The following is a 24872-nucleotide window of genomic DNA, read 5'->3' as shown; positions in this document are numbered from 1 at the left end:
TACAAAGAGAACACAGAGATACCTTTCTGTGTTCTCTTTAGTATGAAGTTATTTTAGATGAGGTGAAGAATGAAATTTGCTTTAATTAGCTTGGGATGCAGCAAAAATCTTGTGGACAGCGAGAATTTTATTGGGATATTAGTAAACAAAAGAGGATTTGAAGTAACTAGTGAATTAGGGGAAGCAGATATTATAATAGTTAATACTTGCGGTTTTATTGGAGATGCAAAGAAAGAATCAATTGAAACTATCCTAGAGGTTAGTGATTTAAAAATAAATGGTAATCTAAAAAAAATAATAGTAACTGGATGCCTAGCACAAAGATATGCAGGAGAAATATTAAAAGAACTTCCTGAAGTTGATGCTGTAATTGGAACTGGTGAAATTGATAAAATAGAAAAAGTAGTAGAGGAAGTACTGGCAGATAAAAGAGTTGTAGAAAGTACTAAAATGGATTTTCTAGCAGATTCTGAAACTGATAGGGTTTTGACTACAGCTTCTCATACAGCTTATTTAAAAATAGCTGAAGGTTGTGACAGAAAATGTACTTACTGTATAATTCCGCAATTAAGAGGAAGCTTGAGAAGCAGAACTATAGAAGATATACTTAAAGAAGCAAATAAACTTGTAGATTCTGGAGTGAGGGAACTTAACCTTTTAGCTCAAGAAACTACTGAGTATGGAATAGATTTGTACAAAGAGAAATCTTTGGCAAGATTGATGAAAGAATTAGTGAAAATAGATGGGTTAAAATGGCTTAGAACTTACTATATGTTTCCAGATTCTCTTACTGATGAACTTATAGATGTTATGAAAAATGAAGAAAAAATATGTAAATATTTTGATATACCTGTTCAGCATATATCTGATAATATACTTCAACAGATGGGAAGAGCTAAATCTGGAGATCATATTAAAGGGATACTTAACAGAATAAGAAAAGAGATACCAGATGCAGTGATAAGAACAGCAGTTATAGTTGGTTTTCCAGGAGAAACAGAGGAAAATTTTGAAGAGCTTAAAGCTTTTATAGAGGAATATAAGTTTGATTATGTAGGAGTTTTTAAATATTCAAGAGAAGAAGATACAAAAGCTTATGACATGGAAAATCAAGTTCCAGAGGAAATAAAAGAAAAAAGATGGGTGGAAATAACAAATCTTCAAAGTAAAATTGCTGAAAATAAAAACAGGAATATGTTAGGAAAGATTGTAGAAGTAATGATAGATGGTGTTTCTAGTGAAAGTGAGTACTTATTAGAAGGAAGAACAAAAGGTCAGGCTCTGGAAATAGATGGAAAAGTACTTACAAATGATGGAACAGCAAAACCTGGAGAAATTGTTAGAGTTAAATTAGAACAGAACTTTGATTACGATTTTATAGGGCCAATAGTTGAAAATGAGCAGTAAATAATAAATTCTATGGAGGATGTCAAATTATGAACTTACCTAATAAGTTAACTTTTATAAGATTAGTATTGGCTGTACCTTTCATATATTTTCTTCAGGAATCAAATGCTGAAGGTTTTGTATATAGAATGATAGCTTTTGCATTGTTTGTAGTGGCTTCATTAACAGATTTTTTTGATGGTTATCTAGCTAGAAAATATAATCTGGTAACTGATTTTGGAAAACTTATGGATCCATTGGCAGACAAGATACTGGTCATATCAGCTTTGGTACTTTTTGTTGAATTGAGATATATTCCAGCTTGGATGTCAATAATAGTAATAGCAAGAGAATTTCTTATAAGTGGAATAAGAATGCTTGCTGCTGCTAAAGGTGAGGTTATTCCAGCAGGAAAACTTGGAAAATATAAGACAACAAGTCAGATGATAGTTATCCTGATAATGATTATAGTAGGAAATCAATGGTATAATTTTTACCTTATGCTTATACCAATAATTCTAACTTTATGGTCTGGATGGGAATATACATCAAAAGCTAAACATTATTTTATGAACTCAAAATAGAATAGAATAAATGTTTAATAAAGAAAAAGGAGTGTTTATTTATGTATATGTTCATTAGAATTTTTGATTTATTAATAACAGTTATAAATACTCTTATATTAATAAGAGTAGTGCTTTCATGGCTTTCTCCTAGTTCAACAAATGGTTTTACAGAATTGGTTTATAATCTGACTGAGCCTATTTTGAGACCATTTAGAGTGTTGCTGCCAATGGGAAATTTCAGACTGGATATTGCACCTATAATTGCATATATCTTTTTTGGAATAGTAAGAAGAGTAGTTTTTATGATACTGCTTTAATTAGATGTGGGTGACTTATAGTTTTTTGGTCACCCATATTTTATAATTTTTAAGAATAATAAAACAGGAGTTGATTATAGAGTGGAAGAAATTATAAGTGAATATCATATACCTGTCCTGTATAGAGAATGTATTGATAACCTTGTTATAAATAAAGATGGTATTTATCTTGACTGTACTCTTGGAGGAGGAGGTCATTCTGAAGGAATATTAAAAGAGCTTTCTGAAAAGGGAAGACTTATCTCTATAGATCAGGATCAGCAGGCAATAGATTTTGCTAAGAAAAGATTAGAAAAATATGGAAATAAATGGCAGGTTTTTAAAAATAACTTTGAAAATCTGGATACAGTTATATATATGGCTGGCTATGATAAAGTAGATGGAATACTTATGGATATTGGAGTATCTTCTACACAGCTGGATGATCCAGAGAGAGGATTCTCATATAGATATGATACAAAGCTTGATATGAGGATGAATCAGAATAGTCCTCTGTCTGCTTATGAAGTAGTAAATGAGTACAGTGAAGAAGCTCTTATGAAAATATTCTTTGAATATGGAGAAGAGAGAAACTCAAGAAGAATAGCGAAATTTATCTGTGAAGCGAGAGAAATAAAAAAGATAGAAACGACAGGAGAGCTTGTAGCTATAATAAAAAGAGCTTACCCAGAAAGAGCAGCAAAACACCCTGCTAAAAAAACATTCCAAGCTATTAGAATTGAGGTAAATAGAGAGCTCGAAGTGCTGGAAAAAGCTATAGATAAAGCTGTAGATTCTTTAAAAGTAGGAGGAAGATTAGGAATAATAACTTTCCATTCTCTTGAAGACAGACTGGTAAAAACTAAATTTAAAGATTTGGCAACTGCCTGTAAATGCCCTCCAGGGTTACCTATATGTGTATGTGGAGGTAAGGCTAAAGTTAAATTGATAACTAAGAAGCCTATAATTCCAGAAGGAAATGAAGTAGAATTCAATAATAGAGCTCACTCTTCAAAATTAAGAGTAGTTGAAAGGATAGGGTAGAAGTGAGAAAGACTTTTTTTAGTGTACTTATTACTATAGTTATAGTATGGCTCATACATGGAATGTTTTTGATAAAAATATCAAAGCTCGAAATAGCCATAAATGCTGATAGAAAAACCTTAGAAACAGTAGAGAAAGATCTGGATAAAAAAATTATAGAATATGATTCTAAAGTGGATTTGGAAAAAATAGGAAAAGAAATGAGAACTAAGAATAAAATGGAGATATCTAACAGTATAAAATTTTTTCAAATTGAAGAATAATGCTGTTTTGGAGGAAAAATGGTAAAAAAGTTTGAGATAATTGAACTCAAGATAGATAAGATAGTAAATGGGGGAGAAGGGTTAGGATACTATAATGATTTTGCAGTATTTGTACCTATGTCTGTACCTGGAGATATATTAAAAGTAAAAATAATTTCTGTTAAAAAGACTTATGCCAGAGGTTTGATTGAAGAGATAATTGCATCAGGTGAAGAGAGAGTAGAAGACATCAATAAAATATCTTTTGAGGATTTTCAAGGGTGTGATTTTGGAATGCTTAAATATGATGCTCAGTTGAAATATAAAAAGCTTATGGTTGAGGATGTTATTAAAAAGATAGGAAAAATAGAAAATGTATCTGTAGAAGATGTAATTGGAAGTGAAGATCCATATCATTATAGAAATAAGATAATAGAACCTTTCAGAAAATCAAAGGGAGAAATTATAAGCGGATTTTTTAAAAGAAAATCTCATGATGTTTTTGAGGTAGAAGAGAATATACTGAATTCAAAACTTGGAAATAAAATAATAAAAGAGCTGAAAAGTATATTGAACAGAGAAAAAGTTTCTGTATATGATGAGAATGAGCATAAAGGAATATTGAGAAATGTAATGGTAAGAACAAATTCTAAAAATGAAGTTATGCTTGTACTTATTATAAATGCAGTAAAAGTTGAAAAAAGATACAAAGACATACTTATGGAACTTAAAAATAAAGTTGAAGAGATAAAATCTATTTATATATCTTTAAATCCAAAGAGAACTAATGTTGCCTTGGGAGATAAAAATATATTTATCTGGGGAGAAAAAACTATAACAGAAGAGATAGATGGAATAAGTTTTAATATTTCACCACTTTCTTTTTTTCAGATAAATCTTCCTCAAACTAAAAAACTGTACAATACAGCAGTGAACTATTTTAAAGATCTTAAAAATAAAAATGTTGTAGATGCTTATTCAGGAACTGGTACTCTTGCAATGATACTTTCTAAGAAAGCTAGAAAAGTATTTGCAATAGAATTAGTACAGTCAGCAACTAATGATGGAATAAAAACAGCTAAAGAAAATAAAATTGAGAATATAGAATTTATAAATGGAGCTGTAGAAGATAAACTTCCTGAGCTTATAAAAAAAGGAGAAAAGGTAGATGCAATTATTTTTGACCCACCTAGAAAGGGAATAGAAGAAAGCAGTTTATTAAAGGTAGCTGAGAGCAATATAAGAGAGATAGTATATATTTCTTGTAATCCATCTACTTTTGCCAGAGATGCTGAGATACTAAGCAAACAAGGGTATATTCTTGAAAAAGTACAGCCTGTAGACATGTTTCCAGGTACTGCCCACACTGAAGTAGTGGGAAGATTTATCAAGTAAAATAAGCGTTTGAAGTAATAAAAAAAATATTGGTAGCCTTGCCTACCAATTGCCAACTAAAAATAATAATATTGGCAGAGATAATTAAATTCAGAAGGGAGAAAAGTATGAAGAAACTATATGAGGAATGGAAAAGAACAGCTAAACAGGTTGATGTAGAAAAATTTAGTGTATCAATAAGTGAATTAATTTCATGGTATACAGCTAAAAGACCAAGATTAATAATAAATCCAGTATATCAAAGATTTTATCGTTGGGAAAATGAACAAAAATCTGAATTAATTGAATCTATTCTATTGGGATTTCCAATACCACCATTATTTTTATATAAATCTCAGGAAGAGGGACGATTTGAGGTTCTAGATGGACTGCAAAGATTAGCTACTATCTTTGAATTTACAGGAAATTTAAGAAAAGAAGAAATAATTCCAAAATATGATTTAAGTAAATTAACTAGAACACCATTTTTAGAAGAGTTAAAAGGAAAGGAATGGTATGATTTTGAGATTCAAGGCTTAGATTTTACATTTCTTTCAAGAAGCTTAGACTTCATAGTTTTAGATAGTAATAAAAATGATAAATCAATTAAATATAAATTATTTAGAAGATTGAATAAGTCTTCAACAGTTTTAGAGCCACAAGAAATTAGAAATGCAACAATAGCTGAGATTGATACAGAATTATATAAAAAAATAATAGATGCTTTTTCTAATCAAATAAAACTTGATTTCTTAAGTGAAACTGAAAAAAGTTACAGAAAAGATATAGAGTTATTTATTATGTTTTTATTAATAAAAAAATATTTAGAAGATGAAAATATGGTTAATTCAATAAAATATAAAAGTACAAATTTTAGAGAATTATTAGATTATTATACAGATACTTTAATTGGAAATAAAGAATATATAGAGATAGGATTGAAAGAATTTGAAATTTTTATGGAAATGACAAAAGATTTTGGATTTAAAAGATATGATGAAAAAGCACAAAAATTTAAAGGTCTTTTTGTAAATGCCTTTTTTGAAATAGCTTCAACTATATTTTTTATAAAAAGAAGTTTATTATTAAATGAGAAATTTTTAAAACAAGAATTTTCTATGTCATATGCAGAATGGCAAATAAAAATAAAGAAAAATAATCCACCAGCAATAGTTAGAATATTTGAATCTATTAATTATGCTAAGGAGATTTTAAAATATGAAGAACAAGAGAATTGAAAATATAAAATTAACAGAAAAAATAATTGATGAAAATTTTAAAGATTCAATAATTGAAATAATATTAGTAGTAGATGTATACTTAAAATTATTAAGAGAAGTAAAAGAAGATATAGAAAAATCTTTTATTATTATTGCAGGAATAGCTTCTTTAAATTCTTTATATGAAAAATATATGAAGGACTTTTTAAATAAGTATTTAAAAGTATGGAGTTATTCTAAAAAAGGAAAAGAGAAAGAATTAAAAGTTTTATTATCAATTATCTATAAGAAAGGTAAGTTCATATCAAATTTTGAATTTAAAGATATTTTGGAATATAAAGATAAATGTAAAAATGAAAATATTATAGAATTGGTAGAAGAGAGATCTTTTAAAGATAAATATAAGTCTTTTGAAAGTACAGAAGATATTTATATTATGTTAGTACAGCCTTTTTTTAATTTGGAGACTATTGAAGAAAAGATACGAGCAATTCAAGAAATTATAGATACTGAATTAGAGGATAAAAATATAGATCAAGATTTAAGAAAAATAGATATCGAACTGTTAAAAAACATAAATCAAATTAAATCTCAAATTAGATATATATATAAAAATATAAGAACCAATCTTATACATGGAGATTTTTCAAATTTTGAAGATATCTACATTAGTAAAAGTTTTGATTCAAAACTTTTTGGAAAGTATTGTATTTTGTGGATGATTATTATATATTTAAGTTTAAAAAATTTAACAGAGGATATAAAATAATCTATAGACAATCTTTTTTTGTTATAATAGCTATCGTTAAAAAAAAATAGATAAGGTGGAGTAATGGAAAAAATCTATGAATATTTTGAAAAAAAAACAAGTAATTATCTAAATTCTAAAAATAAAGAATATAGAAAAACTTTTTCTCAGTTTTTCACTCCAAAGGATATAGCTAAAATTATGGTAAAAGATATATCTTTTTATAATGGAGTTACTGAGATTAAGATTCTTGAACCTTCAGCTGGAACAGGAATATTAATCCTTGCTGTGATAGAAAAAATATTATTAGAATTTAAAAATATAAAAAAAGTATACATAGAAGCAATAGAGTTGGATAAAGAACTTTATAAAATTTTAGAAGAAAATATGAAGTATTTAAAAATGAATACTTTAAATAAAATAGAAATGAATATTTTGCTTCTAAATGAGAATTTTATTGAATTATATGGCGAGGTATGGGAAACAAATGATAAAAATCTTTTTTCTTATCTTAATACCAAAAAAGAAATAACAAAATTTGATTTAATTATTTCAAATCCTCCTTTTAAAAAAATAAATAAAAATGATAAAGAAAATAAATATTTTAATGATTTAATATTGGGACAGCCAAATATTTATCATTTATTTATAGCACTATCTTTAAAATTACTTGTTCCAAGTGGAAAGTATATTTTAATTTCACCTAAAAATTATTTGGGAGGAAAATATACTGAAAATCTTAGAAAATTTATTTTTAATAATTTTTCATTAGAAAGTATACATCTATTTAATGAAAGAAATAAGGCTTTTGGAAGTGAAGTTCTTCAAGAAATATGTATTGCTTATTTTATAAATGAAAAGAAAGATAAAATTGAAATATCTTATAATGGAAAAAAAGATGATTCTTTTATTGTAAATACTAAAGATATATTTTTAAAAAATTCAAATGCTCTTATTTTTCCTAAAAATGAAATAGAGTTGAAATATAAAAAGAAATTAACTAAAGGTTATAAAACTTTATTAGAACAAGGATTAGAATTTAAAATTGGTCAAATTGTACAATTTAGAATTGATAAAGAAGATAAAAAAATACAAGCTTTTTCTGAAGGAGAAGTTCCTTTGTTACTTGTTCAGCATATAACTAAAAATAATATTAATTATTTTCCTTTGACTGGAAATAAAGGAAAAGGAAAAATAATTTCCTTAAATTTTAATGAAAAAACAAAAAGAAAACTAATTAAAAATGAAAATTATGTTATTTTGAGAAAAAATGTTGATTTTGAAAGTGAAAATTTTATTCAAGCAGCTGTTTATAAAAAAAATACTTTAAAAACTGAGTATTTAGGAATAGATAATAATCTAGCATATATCACTTCTGCTGATGGGAATCTGTCTTTAGAAAAAGCAAAAAAAATATGCTCATTTCTTAATTCAAGATTATTTAAAAATTATTATAAAATGTTTAATAATAGCCATACTATAAATAGTTATGAAATTAATAATATGCTATTTCCAATATTTTAAAAAAGTCAGAAATTTTATTCTGACTTTTTCTTTATTGTATAAAAAAACCACTTGCTAAGCGAGTGGTACAAAAAAGCCGGAAGGCTATGCTTAGAAAATAAAAGCTCCTTTGATATAATTAATTAGGTTTGCTGGCCGATTAACTAATCAAAGGAGGTCATAAGATGTATGACAATAATAGTCTATCACATACAACATGGAATTGTAAATATCATATCATATTCGCACCAAAATATAGAAGGCAGGTAATATATGGAAAAATCAAAGGAGATATAGGGCAGATATTAAGAAAACTCTGCGAATTTAAAGGAGTAGAAATAATAGAGGCTAATGCCTGTAAAGACCATATACATATGTTGGTAAGTATACCTCCGAAAATAAGCATATCAAGTTTTATGGGATATTTGAAAGGGAAAAGTTCATTGATGATATTTGATAAATATGTAAATTTAAAATATAAATATGGGAACAGACATTTTTGGTGTAGAGGATATTATGTTGATACAGTAGGAAGAAATAAAGAAAGGATTGCAAAATATATAAGGGAACAGTTGCAAGAAGATATAGCGAATGATCAATTGACATTGAAAGAGTATATAGATCCTTTCGGAGAAAAAACAAACTAAAGCACACCAGCTACTTAAGTAGCTGAATGAAGAATTACGCGGTTGGCAAACCATTCAGTAAGGCTTAAGCCTAAGCTAGTACGGTGGAGCAAACCACCACTTCAAGTGGTGGTTTGTGATTATAACTAAATTTTTAAAAATCTTAACAGAATCTTCAGCCATTTTTATAGTAGCATGGGTATAAGTGTCAAGAGTAGTTTTTATAGAACTATGCCCTAACCTGTCCTATACAGATTTAATATTAGCCCCAGCTTCAATTAAGAATGTAGCATGGGTATGTCTTAAAGAGTGGAAATTAAATTCAATTCCTAATTCAAAATTAATAATTTTTGAAGCATACTTAAAAGAATCAGGAGTAATCATTGCTACATTTTCTTTTGTACAAACCATTTCTACAAAATCATAAACTTGTGTATCAACATAAGAGTCAAAAGAATGAATTATTTTTATATCTTTTTTGGGGTACTTTCAATTCTTACATATTGATTAATGTAATATTCTAAATATTTTTCTTCATTTAATTTTTGCTGTGATTTCCATTTCTTTAAAACCTCAATTAAGGTTTGACCTATTTTTATTTTCCTTACAGATCCTGGAGTTTTAGTTGTTCCAAAACACCAAACAGGAGGTCTTTTATCTTCTCTCTTATAAATAATTTTATTTATATCAATAAAACCTTTAGCTAAATCAATAGCTTTCCAAGTTAATCCCATTACTTCCCCAATTCTGCATCTAGTATAAAATCCCATTATTAGAGATATATAAAAGGGAGAACTTTCATTAAATCTTTTTATAATTTTTTCAAAATCTTCAATAGAGATTATTTTTTTATTTATTTTAGATTTTTTTAATTCTATTTTAGGAATTTTTACATATTGCATAGGAGTTGACTTTAATTACAAGGAAAAACTACAAAGGTTTAGTAGAAAATTTAAGTTATTAGAGTATTTTTGAGTGAGAGTAAAAATCAATATACAAAAAATAAAGAAATAGATCTGATTGTCAAAGATAGTAGAATAAAATATTACTTTTTTATATAATAGTTGTAAAAAAATACTCTCCTTACAGAATAAAATTATTTATGCTATACTATAAATAATAATTTGGAATTAAATTCTAATCATATTAAAAAATGTTTATATTATACGAATAAATAAAGTGGAAATTAATGGGGAGACTAATGAAAAAGAAATATAATGAATTTTATTTTAATGATGATGGAATAATTTATCCTGATTCAGAATATTGGGATGCATATGAAAATAATAAAATAAGTACAATAAAGAAATATGATGGTAAAATGTATTGTCCAATGTGCTTGAAAGCACCTTTGACTATTGCTAATGGTATAGAGCGTAAGTATTTTAAAGTGGTTAACTCAGATATGGGGAAACATGATGAAGGATGTGCATATTTGTTGGAAAAGGCAACAAAGAAAGAAATTAATCAATTTTATGGTGAAGTAGATAAGGATGATATAAAAAATAGATTGACTTTATGTATGAATAAAATGCTTAAGAAAAGTATACATAATACTGAAATGAATAATATGATAGAAAGTCTTAATAAAGATAGTTGTAGTGATATGTTTGTGATTGAAAATTCCAAAAAGGAAAAAAAATATCTACCTAATATCAATTTATATTCAAGATCGATAAAAGAAAATATAAATATATTAAAAATTTATTATGGACAATGTAAAATATATGTTGCTTCTTTTAGTGAAAAAGAATCAAAAGAAGTTAAGCGCTATTATTTGAATATTTTAAATCGTAATACACTATTTAAAATTTGTAGTGTCTCTCTTAGTCCAACTGTATACAAGTATATAGGAATTAATTTTTCAGATACTAAAGAGAATGCAAAAGAGTATTTTTTATGTTTTGTTGCAGAAATGAACTTGAAGAATAATTATTTGAATTGTTCAATTGGTGATTCTAGAAGAACTTTATTTGAAGAGATTTAATGAGTCTAAAGTTAAGTATTTGTAAATACAATGATATAAATAAGTAATAAAAAATATCACTCATAATATCTAAGGGAAGAAGATAAAATAAAAATATATAGCTTTAGAAGGATATAATTTGAATTTATAAGATCAAGTTTTATATTATTGTTTAATAATAGACTTAACTTTAAGTAATAATAGTGGGGAAGATTTATCAAGTAAAATAAGAGTTTGAAACAATAAAAATAGAATACTGGTAGTTTTTGCCTAGGAGAGATATTACACCTATCTTCCCTTCAATAAAAAATTATTTGGCTTTCCTTTAAAAGAGTAATACAATTAAGTAGGAAAATAGAAAAAGTCTGTTTGTAAAAACGACAAGTAAAAAAGAGGTTTACACCAACCTCTTTTTTATTTACCTTAAATATGTTTGTAGCTTTTCTTTATCTAAAATATGAATTTGCCTATTTTTATAACATAGTATACCTTCTTTTGTACATGCTGCAATAGCACGATTGATACTTCGCACAGGGGATTTAGTTTCTTTTGCCACTTCTTCTTTTGTTAGAGATTTTATGTTGTTAAGTTGATAATGAGTAGCAATACAGCGTAAAAAACGTTCTTTAACAGTCAATTGTGATATCTCCTCGATATACTCACTATTCAAAATCAACTTATGAACAATCTCTTTGATAATTAGTTTGGTTACTTCAAAATCCTTTTTCATCCAATCAAAAAAATCGTTTCTATGGAGTTTATCTACTATACATGGAGTCATAGCAGAAATTTCTACTGGCTTTCTTCCTGTATAGAACTGTTCTGCTTCACCAAAAAAACTACCTGGTTTATAAATATGAACAGTTGAAAACCCTCCTTGTGAATTTGGAATATAAGCTTCTGCCATACCATCAATCAAGAAATGGACATAATCATTTTCAGTTTCTGCATAAAGTATAATTTCACCTGGAGAAAATGTATTGTGTTGTAATTTTTTTTTCACATCATTGGGCATAAAATCAACTAACTTCATTTTATTTCTCCCCTTTGGGTCAACTGACCTTTACTTTAATTATAGTTGTAATTTATAATGAAATCAACTAGAAAATTAACTATATATTGAGGTGGTGTATAATGAGTGTAATCATAGATAGAATTTTGAACCAAATAGGTGACCATGAGATTATTGATAAGCTGCTATCCCTGTCACAAGCAGATTTGAATTCGCTACTTTTGGAGATTTTTGAAAAACAAACTGAGAAATTTACTCCAGCAAATATGCTAAAGTCATATCGGTTAAACCGATTTTCTGTACCTAGCAAGATAAATCCTGCAAGGTTTCATGCTTTGGAAGCACAACTTTTATCAATAGCACAGGAAATGAATATTCAAACAGTTTTACTTTCTCCCTCAGCACCTCTTGGTAGTTGCAGTGTCTTTGGTTGTGTTAACCAGTACAATGTAGTAAGTGCTTTACGTGGAACAGAAACACTTTCTGACCCATCCAACATGTTGGCAATCATAATTGCTGATAAATTAAGAAATAAAACAGTCACCAACACCTCTCCCTTGCATTATTCAACGACAGCAAGGGTAATCCGAGCACAGCCAGTTGAGGGAAAAGGATTTTTTTCTCACTTTGGAATATATTGTATGGTATCATCATGTAAGGATAATGGTTCTTATACTAGTGAAAAAAAGCTATTAGAAAAACACTTAACTTTTTATAAAGAAATGCTCCAAACACAATTTGGAGCAAAGTTATCAATTATTTTACGGAAAAGGGGAGGCTACAAAGATATTGATGGTTTTTTTGGTAAAATGACTGAGACTATAGAAACTATATTCCCTGAAATTTCGCTCTCATTTGATTTTGAAAATGTAGATAATAAGTATTATCAGGGTATCAACTTTAAGATAATGCTAGAAACAAAAGACTGTCAAATTGAAATTGGTGATGGTGGATTTGTTGATTGGATTTCTCAGATACTTGGTAATAAAAAAGAAAGATGTTTAATTAGTGGTATTGGATTAGATAGGCTTCTATTATTTAATGAATGAAATAAGAATAAAAAATATTTATATAAATATGCTGTTGATTTAACTAAGTGACATGTGTGCCACTTAGTTAAATTTTTATTTAATAGTTTTTAAAATTTGGTTTAGCATTTTATATTCAGTATGAGTAAGTTCTTCAATGAGATTTTTATTTTAAAAATAATAAAAAAATATTGAAAAAAATAGATTTAAATAGTATCATTATAATAATATGTGTATTCTTTAAGTTTAAAGATATTTTTTGAAAGAACGAAGAATTGTTGTGTAAAATAATAAAATTTTCAAAATAAAATACTTTAGCAAAACAAGGAGCAAAAATGGTGAAAAATAAAAAGCTTATAAAATCTATTTTTTTCATTTTATTATGTGCAGCATGCCTAGTTTCAATAAATTCCATTGTACAGCTTCAAAAATATGGCCGCTGGATCAATTATCTAGGAATAGTAAGAGGAGTATCTCAAAGAATATTTAAGCTAGAAGCAAATCATCAAGGAAATGATGAACTTCTTGGTGATATTGATGATATTTTACATGACCTTTCTACAGGAAAAGGAAAATATGGACTTCCTTATGTGGAAAAAGATCCAGTTTATTCAGAGAATCTGAAAGAGTTGAATAAAAAATGGGAATTAATTAAACAGGATATTTATGATGCAAGAAATGGAAAAGATAGTACAGATCTTCTAAAAGCAAGTGAAGATTTTTTTTTGTTGGCTAATAAGACTGTTTTTGCTGGAGAGGAATACACAAAAAATCAAGCTACTAAACTAATGTTATTAGTAGTTCTTCTTTCTATATCTTCTTTGATCACATGGTTGCTTATTTTCATATTACAGTCAAAAAATCAGAGTTATTTAGAAAAAATGAATAATAAATTTAGAGATATGATATATAAAGATGATTTGACAGGAGAGTGGAATTCAAAAAAATTTAAAATAGATGGAGAAATAATTATAAAAGAAAATCCAGAAACAAAATTTGCTATTTTTTATTTAGATTTTGAAAATTTTAAATACTGTAATGATGTACTAGGATATAAATTTGGGGACTATATATTAAAAGAATATACTAGACTGCTCAAAGAGGACATGGAAGAGAAGGAGATATTTGGACGTATTTCAGCTGATAGATTTGTTGTTTTGAGAAAATATACAGATAAATCTGAACTTATAGAACGTCAGAAAAATGTAAATGAGAAGCTTAAAGGAGTTGTAGAAAAAAGTAATGAACGCTATAATGCAGTCATATATTGGGGAATATGCTGCCTTGAAGATGTAAATGAGGATATGAAAATAACAGAGCTGATAGATAAAGCCAATTTTGCTCAAAAAACAATAAAGGGACAGCTTACTAATTATGCTTTTTATAATGAAAGTATAAGAAGCAAAATGAGAGAAGAAAATTATATAAGAGATAATATTTTAAAAGCAATAGAAAATGAAGAATTTATAGTATATTTTCAACCAAAAGTAGAATTAAAAGAGAGTAAAATAAGAAATGTGGAAGCTTTAGTAAGATGGAAAAATTCTGAAGGAAAAATGCTTTCCCCAGGAGTTTTTATTCCTATTCTTGAAAAAGATTTATTAATAAGTGTTTTAGATCAATATGTTTTTGAAAAGACATGCCAATGGTTGAGAAAACAGATGGATAAGTATAAAAGAGTATTTCCCGTATCTGTAAATGTATCTAAAATGCAGTTTTATAGTCTGGATTTTATAATGGTTTACAGTAAAATAAAAGAGAAACATAGTATACCAGATGGCATATTGATAATTGAATTTACTGAATCAGCTATCTTTAATGATATAAAAAGAGTAAAAGAAATAATTTTTGAGCTTCATAGAAATGGATTTTTATGTGCAATAGATGATTTTGGAAAGGGCTATTCTTCTTTGAATGCTTTAAAGGATATGAGGGTAGACAGTCTTAAAATTGATTCATTATTCTTTAACGAAAGTGAAAATAAAGAGAGAGAAAAAATTGTTGTAAAAGGAATAATAGATTTAGCCCAAAACCTTAATATGACTATAGTAGCAGAGGGGATAGAAAAAGAGGAACAGGTTGATTTCCTTAGAGAAGCAGGTTGCGATATGATTCAGGGATATATATTTTATAGACCTATGCCTATTGAAGAGTTTGAAAAGCTAGAAAATATAAGATGGATAGAATATAAAAAAGAGAATGATTAAATAAAATATAATTTTTAAATTTCTAAAACTTAATTTTTTTAATAATCATTCTCTTTTTATAGATTATTTATTTCTTAGAAGAGCTTCAATTTTGATAGGAAGTCCAAAAAGATTAATAAATCCTTCAGCGTCCTGTTGATTGTACACAGTATCTTCATCAAATGTAGAAAATTCTTCAGAGTATAGAGAATATTTAGAATCCATACCATTTAACAAAATATTTCCTTTGTAAAGTTTAAGATTTACAGTTCCAGTTATAAATTCTTGTGTTTCTTCTACAAAAGCTGATAGAGCTTTTCTATATCTAGTAAACCATTGTCCATTGTATATTAATTTTGCCATGTCATTAGATAGTTTCATTTTTGCTTGAAGGGACTCTCTATCCATACATAATCTTTCAAGCTCTTCATGAGCAAAATAAAGTATAGTTCCACCAGGAGTTTCATACACTCCACGAGATTTCATTCCAACAAGACGATTTTCAACAAGGTCTATAACTCCCACTCCATGCTTTGCTCCTATCTCATTTAAAGAATTTATAATATCAAGAGCTGACATAGACTTTCCATTAAGTTTTACAGGAACACCTTTTTCAAAATCTATAGATATGCACTCAGGAGTATCACTTGTTTTCTCCAGAGGAAGCACCCACTGCAGTACATGATTGTAGTCTGGAGCATTGTGAGGACTTTCAAGTTCAAGTCCTTCGTGGCTTATGTGAAATAGATTTTCATCTCTGCTGTAAGAAGTGTTTTCTTTAAATGGGAGTTCTATCCCATGAGATTTCAAATATTCAATTTCCTGTTTACGAGATTTGATATCCCAGATACGCCAGGGAGCGATAACTTTCATATTAGGTGCAAGAGCTTTGATACCTAATTCAAATCTCACCTGGTCATTACCTTTTCCAGTAGCTCCATGAACTATGTAAGAAGCACCTTCCTGCTGAGCAATTTCTACAAGAGCTTTAGCTATTACAGGTCTGGCTATAGATGTTCCTAATAGATATGTTCCCTCATATTTTGCTCCTGATTTAAGCATAGGGATTATGAAATCATTAACTAATTCCTCTTTTTTATCAGCAGCATAGAACTTTGAAGCTCCTATCTGCAGAGCTTTTTTCTCAACAGCTGCAAAATCATCCTTTTGTCCAACATCTACTGCTACAGCTATAACATCGAAATCATAATTTTCCTTTAACCATGGAATGATAACAGAAGTATCTAACCCTCCTGAATATGCTAAAACAACTTTTTCCTTCATTTTAATGCCTCCCTTAAGTTTTAAAATAATCTATTTCTGAATTTTTTTATTTATCTCCAAAATATTTTTGAATAAGTTTATCATAAGTTCCATTTTCATTAAGCGTCTTTAGAGCCTTGTCTATATTATCAACAAGAGCTTTGTTGTCTTTTCCAACAGCGATTGCATACTCTTCTTTAGATACATCAGTATTGATAAGTCCAAGTTCATTGTTTTGTTTAGCATAATTTTTAGCAGGCTCAGAGTCTAAAACCACTGCATCTACTTTTTTAGCTTTAAGAGCCATTATAGCTTCTGCTGCTCCGTTGTATCTCTGAACTTTAACTCCATCTATTGCACTTACAGCAATGTCCCCTGTATATCCAAGGATAACTCCAACATTGTGTCCAGCAAGTTTATCAAAAGATTCAACTACTGGATTTTCTTTGTTGATTAAAATCATTTGATTAGATGTATAATAAGTTTCAGAGAAGTTGACGAATTTTTTTCTCTCCTCTGTAGCTGTCATTCCAGCTATGATTACATCTAATTTTTTAGCCTGAAGAGCTGGAAGCAGTCCATCAAAAGCTATATTTTTCCATTCAATCTTTTTTCCCATTAGCTTGGCAATTTCCTCCATAAGTTCCACATCAAATCCAACTATTTTTCCATTTTCAAGATATTCAAACGGCTGAAATTCGGCATTAGTTCCCACATAAAGAACTTTACTTTCTTTGGCAAAACTTACACTTCCAACAATCCCCATAAGCAACATCATAACTGCACAAAATAATTTTTTCATAATTTTTCCTCCCTTTAATCTTTTAATATGTTTAAAATAAATGTTTTGGCTATATTTGGGTATAAAAAAAACAGACCAGCAAATTTTTTAATGCTGATCTGTTGATATTTTAAAATATAAAATACACAGTGATATGGCTGATGCTTCTTTGAATAGAGATATAGCTCATACCTTTAGTATAAATTGAATTTTATTAATCTTCAAAATATTTTCAGGAAATAAACTATTACCTATGCTTCAAAAAAACATCTTTTTTAGAATAAGCCATAATGTTATCAGATTCATTAAAAAAGATAGAATATGCATTTGTAGTATATTTCCTGTTCCTCAATTTTAATGCCTTCAACATGATGACCCTCCTTTTTTATTTTTTAATAAGCTAATAATATCACAACATATTTTTGAAGTCAATCTTTTTTTAAAAAATATTTTTTGAAAAATTATTTTTATTTGATAACTTTATCCTTTTTCATTTCAGTTTGAAGTTTCTCTGCAAGTTTTAAATAATTGTCCCATGCAGTATTACGAATAGTGAATCCTGATTTTTTATAATCTCCAGTTTCTTCAGTCGCAGGAAGCCCTGTAAGATCAAGCATATTTTGAGTAGCCACAACTTTATCATTAAGTTCATCCATTTGGATATTAAAACCAATACGAGAATCTTCATCAAAGTCTACACTTTCATATTTTGATTGTCTATAGTATTGTTTTTGTCTAGGAAGTTTGATATCTTCAGGAGAGTCTGCAAATATTTCATCATATCTGCAAGAGATGATTTTTCCATCTTCAACAACAACTTTCAATCTTCCTGTGATTCCTTTTCCAAGATCTTCAGCTATACTGTAAAATTTAGCTTTAGAAGGTTTTTCAGTTGCTGGTGCAAGTTCAGCAGCTAATGGAACCATAGATTGCTGAATACTGTTAGAAGCCCCTGCTACTGTATCAAAATCCCCTGTTAATCTTTGCTCATCCATCATTTGTTTCTCAGCTTTTAATACTCCCTGTATCCAAGCAGCACCTTTAGCTTCTCCCATTTTGAAGTTATATGAAGACATACGTTTTGATACATTTTGAAAGTAACGGTTGTAGTAATTAGGTCTAGTCATTTCATTAAATTCAACTAGAACAATTTTTCCATCTTTTTTTACAACTTCTAAAGTTCCAAGATGTCCTTGACGGAATCTTTTTTCATTTTTGTAATAATCCCCTTTGATGATTCCTAATTGTGGCTGGACACTCCATTCTAGAACTGGTTTTTCTTTTTTTACTGTTTCCGCAAAACTTATACAGCTGATAATAAGAGCAGCAGCAATAATAATTTTTTTCATTATTTCCCCCTTGTTAAAGTTTTAATATTCTAAAATTATACTATATTTTAAAAAGATTTTAAACGTTTTTTTAAATTATTCTGTTAAAATTTAATTTCTTAACCATGAGTTTATCATAGCTTTCACTGAACGATTCATTTCAGTCATAAAATCTGATGTAATTTTTCTTTTGTACATATGAATAGCTTGATTGTGACATCCAGAAAGAAATGCAGGGGAATCTTTTTCAGCTATTTCTTTGTCCATATCTTCAAATTCCTCTATTGAAGGTTTTCTATAAATATTTTTATGAACAAGCATATCCTTAGTAAAATATCTTCTTTTCATAGTTCTGTTTTTCTGCTGTTCAGTAGGATATCCAATACATAACATTGTAATAGGAAGAGCATATTTAGGAAGGTTAAAAAGTTCTTTATGTATTTCAAAATTTTCCATGATATCACCAATATAGCAGCTTCCAAGTCCAAGATCCTCAGCAGCAAGGACAGCTGTTTGAGCAGCTATAAGGGCATCATTAATAGCAAGAAACATATCTCCTTCTTTAGGGATATACTTTTCCAAATTATTTTCTTTATTAAATTTTTCTACTCCAGAGGCTTCTATATAATCCATCCATCTTTGAAAATCAGCAAGAAATAAAAGCAGAATGGGAGCTTTTCCAATCATTCCCTGATTATCACAAGTTTTAACAAGCTTATTTTTTATAGATTGATCATCTATGTCGATAATGGAATACATCATCATATTACCTGCTGTAGGAGCTTGAAAAGCTGCTGTTATAATTTTATCTTTTATTTCTCGAGGAATTTCTTTCTCCTCATATACTCTTACTGATTTTCTTTTCATGATAAGCTCTAAACAATTCATAAAATACCTCCCAAGATAAAATATTCTTAAAAATAGTATACTATGTATTTCTAAGAATTAAAATATTTTATTGAAAATAAAAAAAGTAAATAAACATCATAAATTAAAGCTTAAAAAACTAATAAAGCTATTTGGATATTTATCTACTCTTAATGAAATATAAAATTTTTATTTAAGTATAAAATTGGTATAAAAATTAAGCCTTGCAGATGAAGTAACTTATTTCATAAGTTAAAGTACAAGAAGCAAAAGAACGTATTTTACTGATGCTTGTCTTTTGAAAACCTGTAACACCAGTATTTTTCAGATGTCTTAATGCCTCTAAAGGGCTATTGAATTCAAGGATTACAGTTTCTTTCATGAAATTTATATCTCTGAATCTTTTTTTTAATATTTGATTAATTTCATTGTTTGCTAAATAATTTAATGAAATATTGAAATGTTCATCTATCTCTTTTAAGTTTCCTTTTGTATATAGAGAAAAAGCTAGATTATCACTTGATTGTGAAATATTATCTATCAGTTTTTCAAAAGAATTTACCCATTGAAAAGCTGAACTGGAAATTATCATATCAGCTTTTGGAAAAGTAAGACTTTCAATATCTCCTTGAATAAATTCGTTATAATCTAAATCAGACAGATATTTTTCCACATCAAAAAAATCATTAAGAATAAGATAGCGAGGGTTATTTTTAGAGAGAAATTCTCTTGTGAATATTCCAGTTCCACATCCAAGTTCAATGACTTTATTCATAGCTTTAGAAAGGGAAATATCATTTTTTATATATTCAACCAAATTAGCAGCTACTTTTTTTTGAACTATTGCATTTTTATCATATGTAGTAAAATTTTTTTCAAAAGTCATATTATTCTCCAATCAAAATATCCCAGCTTTTTATTGCAGAAAAAGGATAATGTCCGCAAGTTATTTCTGTGAAAGCAGTTTCATTAGTTTCAAAATATTTTTTTTGTCTTGAAACAGGAATTATTTTATCTTTTTTTCCAATAAAAGCATGAGTAAATACATTTTTCTGTGGGACATAATGGTCTTTAAAATACTGTAGTTCATCTTTTATATCCTGAAAATTCTTTTTAGATGGAGAAAAGGTATCATCAATCCCCATATTTCCATAAAATTTCAGTAAAGTATCAGGAGTAAGAGTATCAAGAGTTAGATTAAACACTCCTTCAGAAATTCCATTTTTTCCAATCATTTCTGGAGAACCATTTAATGATATTACTTTTTTACATTTTATATTATTTTCTGTTAGATATTTAGCAAGATAATAGCTTCCAAAAGACCATCCAACAGGAATGACTTCATTGTATTGTTGAAAAATAGCACTATTAATATCATATGGAAAATTTATTGTCTTTAAAGTGTATCCAGAAGGAATATCCAAGTGAGAAATGATGTTTTCATCCATTCCCCAGCCATTAAAAAACAGTATCAATTTCATATTTTAGCTCCTTTACAAGTCTTGAGATATCTTCTTTTGAAAGAGATGGGTTTAATCCTATTCTAAATCTGGCTGTTCCTTTTGGAACTGTAGGCTCTTTTACTCCATAAAGTAAAAATCCTTTTTTCTTCATATTTTCAGATATTTTTATAATTTTTGAATTATCTCCTATTATTATACTAACTATATGAGTTGAAGATAAAGTTTCTATATGATTTTCTTTCAAAAGAGAAAGAGTATATTCTTTAATTTCTTGAAGTTTTTCTATTTTTTCTTTAAAATATGGGATTTTTTTCAATATAAAAAGATTCCACATATGATTTACTGGAGGAAGAGCAGTACTGTATATAAATTTTCTGCTTTTATTAATTATATAATCTTTTGATAATTGAGAACAGATAACATATGCTCCCACAGACCCTCCGCCTTTTCCTAGAGGAATCACAAGGAAGTCAATATCATTAACAACATCAAGTTCTTTAGCTATTCCATAACCATAAACTCCATAAGAGTGAGCTTCATCTATCATAAGGTCGAAGTTGTATGTTTTTTTTAGTTGAATAAGTTTTTGGAGGTCAGCTATATCTCCATCCATACTGTAAACTGTTTCAGAAACCACAAGAATATCTTCATAACTGTCTTTGTATTTTATGAGAAGCTTTTCAAGATTTTCCATATCCAGATGTTTATATCTCATAAAAACAGCTTCACTGTTAAGAATTCCATCATAAATACTGGCATGATTTAATCTGTCAGTAAGTATTAAAGAATTTTTATTATAAAAAGTTTCTATAATAGAGGAATTAGCATCAAATCCAGAATTAAATAATATAGCTGGACTTTTATAAATAACTTCAAGTTCCTTTTCCAATTCCATGACCTCATAATAAGAACCATCTATAAGTCTGGAAGAACTTGAAGAAAGTTTTGGGTTGTATTTGGAATAGAATTCATTTAATAGCTTTTCATCATTTGCAATTCCCAAATAATCATTGGATGAAAGATTTATAAGAAAATTCTCACATTTTTTTAACTCCCTGAAATTATTAACAGATTTAAGGGCATTAAGTTCTTTTATTAAAATTTCTTTTTTCATTAAAATTCACCAGCTTTATTTGAAGTATATACAATTGTAGCACTAAAAAAACAATATTTCAATTCATAAAATAGAATGAATAAAATTTCAATATAGATAAATTTTCTTAAATAGTATAAAATAGTAAAAGTAACTAGGTGAAATTTTTTTGGAGGGATTTAAGTGAAACATAACAGAACAAAGCAACAAGCATGGTTTATCAGAAAGATATTATTTTCTATATTTTGTTATATAGTATTTCTGATTACAACAGCAGACATTACTAAAGGGATGTCTTTGGGAGCTCAGACAATATTAGATGAAAAACCAAGGCTGGAAGAAGTAAAAAAAGAAAATGTAAATGAAGTAAAACAGGAAACTGATGAGAAAAAAGCAACTGAGGAAAGTGATAAAAAACAAAAAATTGAAAAAATAGCAGAAGAAACTGAAAATTCATCAATTACAAAAGAGGTTGAAAATACAGATAAATCTTCTGAGATAATAAATGAGAAATATAAATATGCTAAAGGGAATATAAGAGTTTTTAAAGAAGCTAAAATGACTCCTAAAGCAGAAGATAACTTAAAAATAGGAACAAGAGTGGAAGTTCTTGAAGAGAAAAAAGTTGAAAAAGTGAAAGAAAAAACTGTAAAAAAACCTGATGGAAAAACAGAGGTTCAAAAAACTACTACTGTTGAAAACTGGGAAAAAATATCTTATCAAAAAAATAGAGAGAAAAGAACTGGCTGGATAAAGAATAAACAACTGGTAGATACTCTTGGAGCAACTCTTCCTAAAGAATGGAAAAATCTTGATTTTTCTCCAGTAGAGAAGAAGAACTATCCTGAAAATAAGAGAAGAGAAGTAAGAGGAATATATGTAACAAGCAGTTCAGCTTCATTAACAAAGAGGGTAGATGACCTTATAGCTCTTTCTAAGAGAACTAAGATTAATGCTTTTGTAATAGATGTAAAAGAAGATGATGGAACACTTTTATTTAAAATGGAGGCAGGGGCAAAGTATAATCCCAATGCCAATAGAAGATCTCCAATAAAAGACATAAATAAATTTATGAAAAAATTAAAAGACAATAACATATATACTATAGCAAGAATAGTATCTTTTAAAGATCCTACTTATGCAAAAGCTAATCCAGATAAGGCTATAATCACTAAAGCTACTGGAAAGCCTTTTACAAACAGTGATGGGGTTATATGGGTATCTCCTCATGACAGATATCTTTGGGAATATAATATAGCAGTAGCTAAAGAAGCTGCTCTTGCAGGATTTGATGAGATACAGTTTGACTATGTAAGATTTCCAGCTTCTAATGGTGGGAAACTCGATAAAGAACTTGATTATAGAAATCCTAATAAAGAGTCAAAACCTGAAACTATACAAAAGTATCTTCAGTATGCAAGAAAAGAATTAGAACCTTTAGGAGTATATATTGCTGCTGATGTGTATGGTCAGGTGGGAAGCCTTCCAGATGATATGGCTCTAGGGCAGCATTGGGAATCAGTAAGTAATGTAGTAGATTATATATGTCCAATGATATATCCAAGCCATTATGGAAAAGGAGTGTATGGACTTCCTGTTCCAGATGCTGAACCATATAAAACAGTATATCGTTCAACACAAGATTCTATGAATAGAAATGCCAATATAGATACTCCAGCTATGATAAGACCATGGATACAGGCTTTTACTGCTAGATGGGTAAAAGGATATATAGTTTATGGACCTGAACAAATAGAATTACAAGTAAAAGCTTTAAAAGATTTGGGAATAAATGAGTATATTTTATGGAGCCCTACAAATAAATATAGAATAGAAAAAGAGTCATCTTCTGTTAAGAAAACAGAAACTATAAAAACTGCAGAAACAACTAAAAAGGCTGAAACAGTAAAGAAAACTGAAGCTGTAAAAAAGCCATAAATAGAAAAAAATAATAAAAGTGTTTGAAGATCGAATAAGATATGTTATAATAAGGGATAGTTCTGTGTAGGAGTTGATATTTTGGAAGGTATAATTAATGTGAATAAACCTAGCGGAATAACTTCTTTTGATGTCGTAAGAAAATTGAGAAGAATTCTGCATGAAAGAAAGATAGGTCATACAGGAACTCTGGATCCTTTAGCAGAAGGTGTTTTAGTTGTATGTGTAGGCAAAGCAACAAAAATGGTTCAGGATATAGAGGGATATGAAAAGACTTATACTGCAGGATTTGAACTTGGATATAGAACAGACACCTATGATACAGAGGGTCAGATAATAGAAAAGAGAGAAGTTAGTGATATTACTCTTGAAAAACTCAAAAATGTATTGAAAAATTTCATTGGAGAGATAGAGCAAGTTCCTCCTATGTATTCAGCTTTAAAGGTAGATGGAAAAAAACTTTATGAACTGGCAAGACAAGGAATTGAAATTGAAAGAAAAGCCAGATTGATAGAGATAAAGTTTATAGATATCATAGAGTTTGACGGAGTAAAGGGAAAAATTAGATGTGGTGTTTCAAAAGGAACATATATCCGTTCGTTGATAGATGATATGGGAAAAGCTTTAGGAACTCTTGCTACAATGACATCTTTAGTGAGAGAAAAAGTAGGAAGTTCAAATATTGAAGATTCTTATACGCTGGAAGAGATAGAAGCTATTTCTCTTGAAAAGAAAACAGATTTTTTATGCAGTGTGGAAGATTTCTTCAGATATCCTAAAATAACATTAGAGGGAGAAAAGAATATGGTTCTTTTTCTCAATGGAAATACAGTAAGACTCATAACTGCTGATGGTAGATATAGGATATATGATGATACTGGAAAGTTTTTAGGATTGTGTAATGTAAGTAATAATTTATTAAAGGGATATAAATATTTTTAA

General features: G+C 28.2%; 26 protein-coding genes. 15 read left to right on the top strand and 11 right to left on the bottom strand.

What is annotated here, in order from left to right:
• Positions 1-69 precede the first annotated feature (69 nt).
• The 10 genes from rimO to tnpA all read left to right on the top strand — a co-directional run bounded on the left by rimO (position 70) and on the right by tnpA (position 9026).
• Positions 70-1407, top strand: coding sequence for a 30S ribosomal protein S12 methylthiotransferase RimO (rimO, locus tag E0E45_RS09785; RefSeq protein ID WP_130890991.1), 1338 nt, complete (start codon positions 70-72; stop codon positions 1405-1407).
• Between the two features lie 29 nt (positions 1408-1436).
• The gene (gene pgsA, locus E0E45_RS09780; RefSeq protein ID WP_096402080.1) at positions 1437-1970 is read left to right on the top strand and encodes a CDP-diacylglycerol--glycerol-3-phosphate 3-phosphatidyltransferase; all 534 of its coding nucleotides are present in this window, start codon (positions 1437-1439) and stop codon (positions 1968-1970) included.
• 41 nt (positions 1971-2011) lie between these two features.
• Positions 2012-2269, top strand: coding sequence for a YggT family protein (locus E0E45_RS09775; RefSeq protein WP_130890990.1), 258 nt, complete (start codon positions 2012-2014; stop codon positions 2267-2269).
• An 81-nt stretch (positions 2270-2350) separates the two neighbouring features.
• Positions 2351-3292, top strand: a complete 942-nt coding sequence (gene rsmH, locus E0E45_RS09770; RefSeq protein ID WP_130890989.1) for a 16S rRNA (cytosine(1402)-N(4))-methyltransferase RsmH — start codon at positions 2351-2353, stop codon at positions 3290-3292.
• 2 nt (positions 3293-3294) lie between these two features.
• Entirely contained in the window at positions 3295-3555 is a 261-nt protein-coding gene (locus tag E0E45_RS09765) for a hypothetical protein (protein WP_130890988.1), read from the top strand.
• 18 nt (positions 3556-3573) lie between these two features.
• Positions 3574-4929 carry a 23S rRNA (uracil(1939)-C(5))-methyltransferase RlmD gene (rlmD, locus tag E0E45_RS09760; RefSeq protein ID WP_130890987.1) on the top strand — a complete coding sequence of 452 codons (1356 nt, stop codon included), beginning with the start codon at positions 3574-3576 and terminating at the stop codon, positions 4927-4929.
• 107 nt (positions 4930-5036) lie between these two features.
• Positions 5037-6146 carry a DUF262 domain-containing protein gene (locus tag E0E45_RS09755; RefSeq protein ID WP_130890986.1) on the top strand — a complete coding sequence of 370 codons (1110 nt, stop codon included), beginning with the start codon at positions 5037-5039 and terminating at the stop codon, positions 6144-6146.
• A complete protein-coding gene (locus E0E45_RS09750) occupies positions 6127-6897 on the top strand; it encodes a hypothetical protein (protein ID WP_130890985.1) in 771 nt (256 codons plus the stop codon). The genes E0E45_RS09755 and E0E45_RS09750 overlap by 20 nt, the downstream gene beginning before the upstream one ends.
• A gap of 63 nt (positions 6898-6960) precedes the next feature.
• Positions 6961-8400 (top strand): Eco57I restriction-modification methylase domain-containing protein, encoded by a 1440-nt coding sequence (locus E0E45_RS09745; protein ID WP_130890984.1) that lies wholly within the window; start codon positions 6961-6963, stop codon positions 8398-8400.
• Positions 8401-8564: 164 nt separating this feature from the next.
• Entirely contained in the window at positions 8565-9026 is a 462-nt protein-coding gene (gene tnpA, locus E0E45_RS09740) for an IS200/IS605 family transposase (RefSeq protein WP_130890983.1), read from the top strand.
• Positions 9027-9251: 225 nt separating this feature from the next.
• Here tnpA and E0E45_RS17510 read toward each other — a convergent pair whose 3' ends face one another.
• Positions 9252-9416 (bottom strand): tyrosine-type recombinase/integrase, encoded by a 165-nt coding sequence (locus E0E45_RS17510; RefSeq protein WP_145988170.1) that lies wholly within the window; start codon positions 9414-9416, stop codon positions 9252-9254.
• A gap of 56 nt (positions 9417-9472) precedes the next feature.
• On the bottom strand, positions 9473-9907 hold the full coding sequence (locus tag E0E45_RS17505; RefSeq protein ID WP_145988169.1) for a tyrosine-type recombinase/integrase: 435 nt from the start codon (positions 9905-9907) through the stop codon (positions 9473-9475).
• A 299-nt stretch (positions 9908-10206) separates the two neighbouring features.
• Here E0E45_RS17505 and E0E45_RS09730 point away from each other — a divergent pair, with 299 nt between their 5' ends.
• Entirely contained in the window at positions 10207-10992 is a 786-nt protein-coding gene (locus E0E45_RS09730; protein WP_232044093.1) for a hypothetical protein, read from the top strand.
• A 397-nt stretch (positions 10993-11389) separates the two neighbouring features.
• Here E0E45_RS09730 and E0E45_RS09725 read toward each other — a convergent pair whose 3' ends face one another.
• Positions 11390-12004, bottom strand: a complete 615-nt coding sequence (locus tag E0E45_RS09725; RefSeq protein WP_130890981.1) for a Crp/Fnr family transcriptional regulator — start codon at positions 12002-12004, stop codon at positions 11390-11392.
• A 101-nt stretch (positions 12005-12105) separates the two neighbouring features.
• On the opposite strand from E0E45_RS09725, the gene E0E45_RS09720 reads away from it, so the two are divergent.
• Positions 12106-13032, top strand: coding sequence for a hypothetical protein (locus tag E0E45_RS09720; protein WP_130890980.1), 927 nt, complete (start codon positions 12106-12108; stop codon positions 13030-13032).
• A gap of 314 nt (positions 13033-13346) precedes the next feature.
• Positions 13347-15218 (top strand): putative bifunctional diguanylate cyclase/phosphodiesterase, encoded by a 1872-nt coding sequence (locus E0E45_RS09715; RefSeq protein ID WP_130890979.1) that lies wholly within the window; start codon positions 13347-13349, stop codon positions 15216-15218.
• A gap of 63 nt (positions 15219-15281) precedes the next feature.
• Here E0E45_RS09715 and E0E45_RS09710 read toward each other — a convergent pair whose 3' ends face one another.
• From E0E45_RS09710 to E0E45_RS09680, 8 genes are all read right to left on the bottom strand, one after another.
• Positions 15282-16481 (bottom strand): argininosuccinate synthase, encoded by a 1200-nt coding sequence (locus E0E45_RS09710; protein ID WP_130890978.1) that lies wholly within the window; start codon positions 16479-16481, stop codon positions 15282-15284.
• A gap of 46 nt (positions 16482-16527) precedes the next feature.
• A complete protein-coding gene (locus E0E45_RS09705) occupies positions 16528-17262 on the bottom strand; it encodes a basic amino acid ABC transporter substrate-binding protein (RefSeq protein WP_130890977.1) in 735 nt (244 codons plus the stop codon).
• Between the two features lie 226 nt (positions 17263-17488).
• Entirely contained in the window at positions 17489-17611 is a 123-nt protein-coding gene (locus tag E0E45_RS18040; protein WP_269472036.1) for a hypothetical protein, read from the bottom strand.
• 97 nt (positions 17612-17708) lie between these two features.
• On the bottom strand, positions 17709-18590 hold the full coding sequence (locus tag E0E45_RS09700; RefSeq protein ID WP_130890976.1) for an FMN-binding protein: 882 nt from the start codon (positions 18588-18590) through the stop codon (positions 17709-17711).
• A gap of 90 nt (positions 18591-18680) precedes the next feature.
• Complete coding sequence (locus E0E45_RS09695; RefSeq protein WP_130890975.1) at positions 18681-19457, bottom strand: nitroreductase family protein; 777 nt, start codon at positions 19455-19457, stop codon at positions 18681-18683.
• Positions 19458-19653: 196 nt separating this feature from the next.
• On the bottom strand, positions 19654-20322 hold the full coding sequence (locus tag E0E45_RS09690) for a methyltransferase domain-containing protein (RefSeq protein WP_130890974.1): 669 nt from the start codon (positions 20320-20322) through the stop codon (positions 19654-19656).
• Between the two features lies 1 nt (position 20323).
• Positions 20324-20917, bottom strand: a complete 594-nt coding sequence (locus E0E45_RS09685; protein WP_130890973.1) for a pimeloyl-ACP methyl esterase BioG family protein — start codon at positions 20915-20917, stop codon at positions 20324-20326.
• The gene (locus tag E0E45_RS09680; RefSeq protein ID WP_130890972.1) at positions 20895-22013 is read right to left on the bottom strand and encodes an aminotransferase class I/II-fold pyridoxal phosphate-dependent enzyme; all 1119 of its coding nucleotides are present in this window, start codon (positions 22011-22013) and stop codon (positions 20895-20897) included. The genes E0E45_RS09685 and E0E45_RS09680 overlap by 23 nt, the downstream gene beginning before the upstream one ends.
• Before the next feature lie 162 nt (positions 22014-22175).
• Here E0E45_RS09680 and E0E45_RS09675 point away from each other — a divergent pair, with 162 nt between their 5' ends.
• Both E0E45_RS09675 and truB read left to right on the top strand, forming a co-directional pair.
• Positions 22176-23930 carry a putative glycoside hydrolase gene (locus E0E45_RS09675; protein ID WP_130890971.1) on the top strand — a complete coding sequence of 585 codons (1755 nt, stop codon included), beginning with the start codon at positions 22176-22178 and terminating at the stop codon, positions 23928-23930.
• An 81-nt stretch (positions 23931-24011) separates the two neighbouring features.
• On the top strand, positions 24012-24872 hold the full coding sequence (gene truB / locus E0E45_RS09670; RefSeq protein WP_130890970.1) for a tRNA pseudouridine(55) synthase TruB: 861 nt from the start codon (positions 24012-24014) through the stop codon (positions 24870-24872).

The organism is Fusobacterium ulcerans ATCC 49185 (assembly GCF_900683735.1).
Taxonomy (GTDB): Bacteria; Fusobacteriota; Fusobacteriia; order Fusobacteriales; family Fusobacteriaceae; genus Fusobacterium_A; species Fusobacterium_A ulcerans_A.
The sequence above is the reverse complement of the archived record's forward strand: the minus strand, read 5'-3'. Positions and strand labels throughout refer to the sequence as shown.

What these genes read in the sequence shown, in the direction of transcription:
- tnpA (WP_130890983.1), top strand. Translation starts at nt 8,565, where the DNA reads ATGTATGACAATAATAGTCTATCACATACAACATGGAATTGTAAATAT.
- E0E45_RS09750 (WP_130890985.1), top strand. Translation starts at nt 6,127, where the DNA reads ATGAAGAACAAGAGAATTGAAAATATAAAATTAACAGAAAAAATAATT.
- E0E45_RS09685 (WP_130890973.1), bottom strand. Translation starts at nt 20,917, where the DNA reads ATGAAATTGATACTGTTTTTTAATGGCTGGGGAATGGATGAAAACATC.
- E0E45_RS17510 (WP_145988170.1), bottom strand. Translation starts at nt 9,416, where the DNA reads ATGGTTTGTACAAAAGAAAATGTAGCAATGATTACTCCTGATTCTTTT.
- E0E45_RS09690 (WP_130890974.1), bottom strand. Translation starts at nt 20,322, where the DNA reads ATGACTTTTGAAAAAAATTTTACTACATATGATAAAAATGCAATAGTT.
- E0E45_RS09680 (WP_130890972.1), bottom strand. Translation starts at nt 22,013, where the DNA reads ATGAAAAAAGAAATTTTAATAAAAGAACTTAATGCCCTTAAATCTGTT.
- E0E45_RS09700 (WP_130890976.1), bottom strand. Translation starts at nt 18,590, where the DNA reads ATGAAAAAAATTATTATTGCTGCTGCTCTTATTATCAGCTGTATAAGT.
- E0E45_RS09695 (WP_130890975.1), bottom strand. Translation starts at nt 19,457, where the DNA reads ATGAATTGTTTAGAGCTTATCATGAAAAGAAAATCAGTAAGAGTATAT.
- E0E45_RS09710 (WP_130890978.1), bottom strand. Translation starts at nt 16,481, where the DNA reads ATGAAGGAAAAAGTTGTTTTAGCATATTCAGGAGGGTTAGATACTTCT.
- E0E45_RS09730 (WP_232044093.1), top strand. Translation starts at nt 10,207, where the DNA reads ATGAAAAAGAAATATAATGAATTTTATTTTAATGATGATGGAATAATT.
- rlmD (WP_130890987.1), top strand. Translation starts at nt 3,574, where the DNA reads ATGGTAAAAAAGTTTGAGATAATTGAACTCAAGATAGATAAGATAGTA.
- E0E45_RS09705 (WP_130890977.1), bottom strand. Translation starts at nt 17,262, where the DNA reads ATGAAAAAATTATTTTGTGCAGTTATGATGTTGCTTATGGGGATTGTT.
- E0E45_RS18040 (WP_269472036.1), bottom strand. Translation starts at nt 17,611, where the DNA reads ATGTTGAAGGCATTAAAATTGAGGAACAGGAAATATACTACAAATGCA.
- E0E45_RS09720 (WP_130890980.1), top strand. Translation starts at nt 12,106, where the DNA reads ATGAGTGTAATCATAGATAGAATTTTGAACCAAATAGGTGACCATGAG.
- E0E45_RS09775 (WP_130890990.1), top strand. Translation starts at nt 2,012, where the DNA reads ATGTATATGTTCATTAGAATTTTTGATTTATTAATAACAGTTATAAAT.
- E0E45_RS17505 (WP_145988169.1), bottom strand. Translation starts at nt 9,907, where the DNA reads ATGCAATATGTAAAAATTCCTAAAATAGAATTAAAAAAATCTAAAATA.
- E0E45_RS09725 (WP_130890981.1), bottom strand. Translation starts at nt 12,004, where the DNA reads ATGAAGTTAGTTGATTTTATGCCCAATGATGTGAAAAAAAAATTACAA.
- E0E45_RS09715 (WP_130890979.1), top strand. Translation starts at nt 13,347, where the DNA reads ATGGTGAAAAATAAAAAGCTTATAAAATCTATTTTTTTCATTTTATTA.
- E0E45_RS09755 (WP_130890986.1), top strand. Translation starts at nt 5,037, where the DNA reads ATGAAGAAACTATATGAGGAATGGAAAAGAACAGCTAAACAGGTTGAT.
- rimO (WP_130890991.1), top strand. Translation starts at nt 70, where the DNA reads ATGAAATTTGCTTTAATTAGCTTGGGATGCAGCAAAAATCTTGTGGAC.
- pgsA (WP_096402080.1), top strand. Translation starts at nt 1,437, where the DNA reads ATGAACTTACCTAATAAGTTAACTTTTATAAGATTAGTATTGGCTGTA.
- E0E45_RS09745 (WP_130890984.1), top strand. Translation starts at nt 6,961, where the DNA reads ATGGAAAAAATCTATGAATATTTTGAAAAAAAAACAAGTAATTATCTA.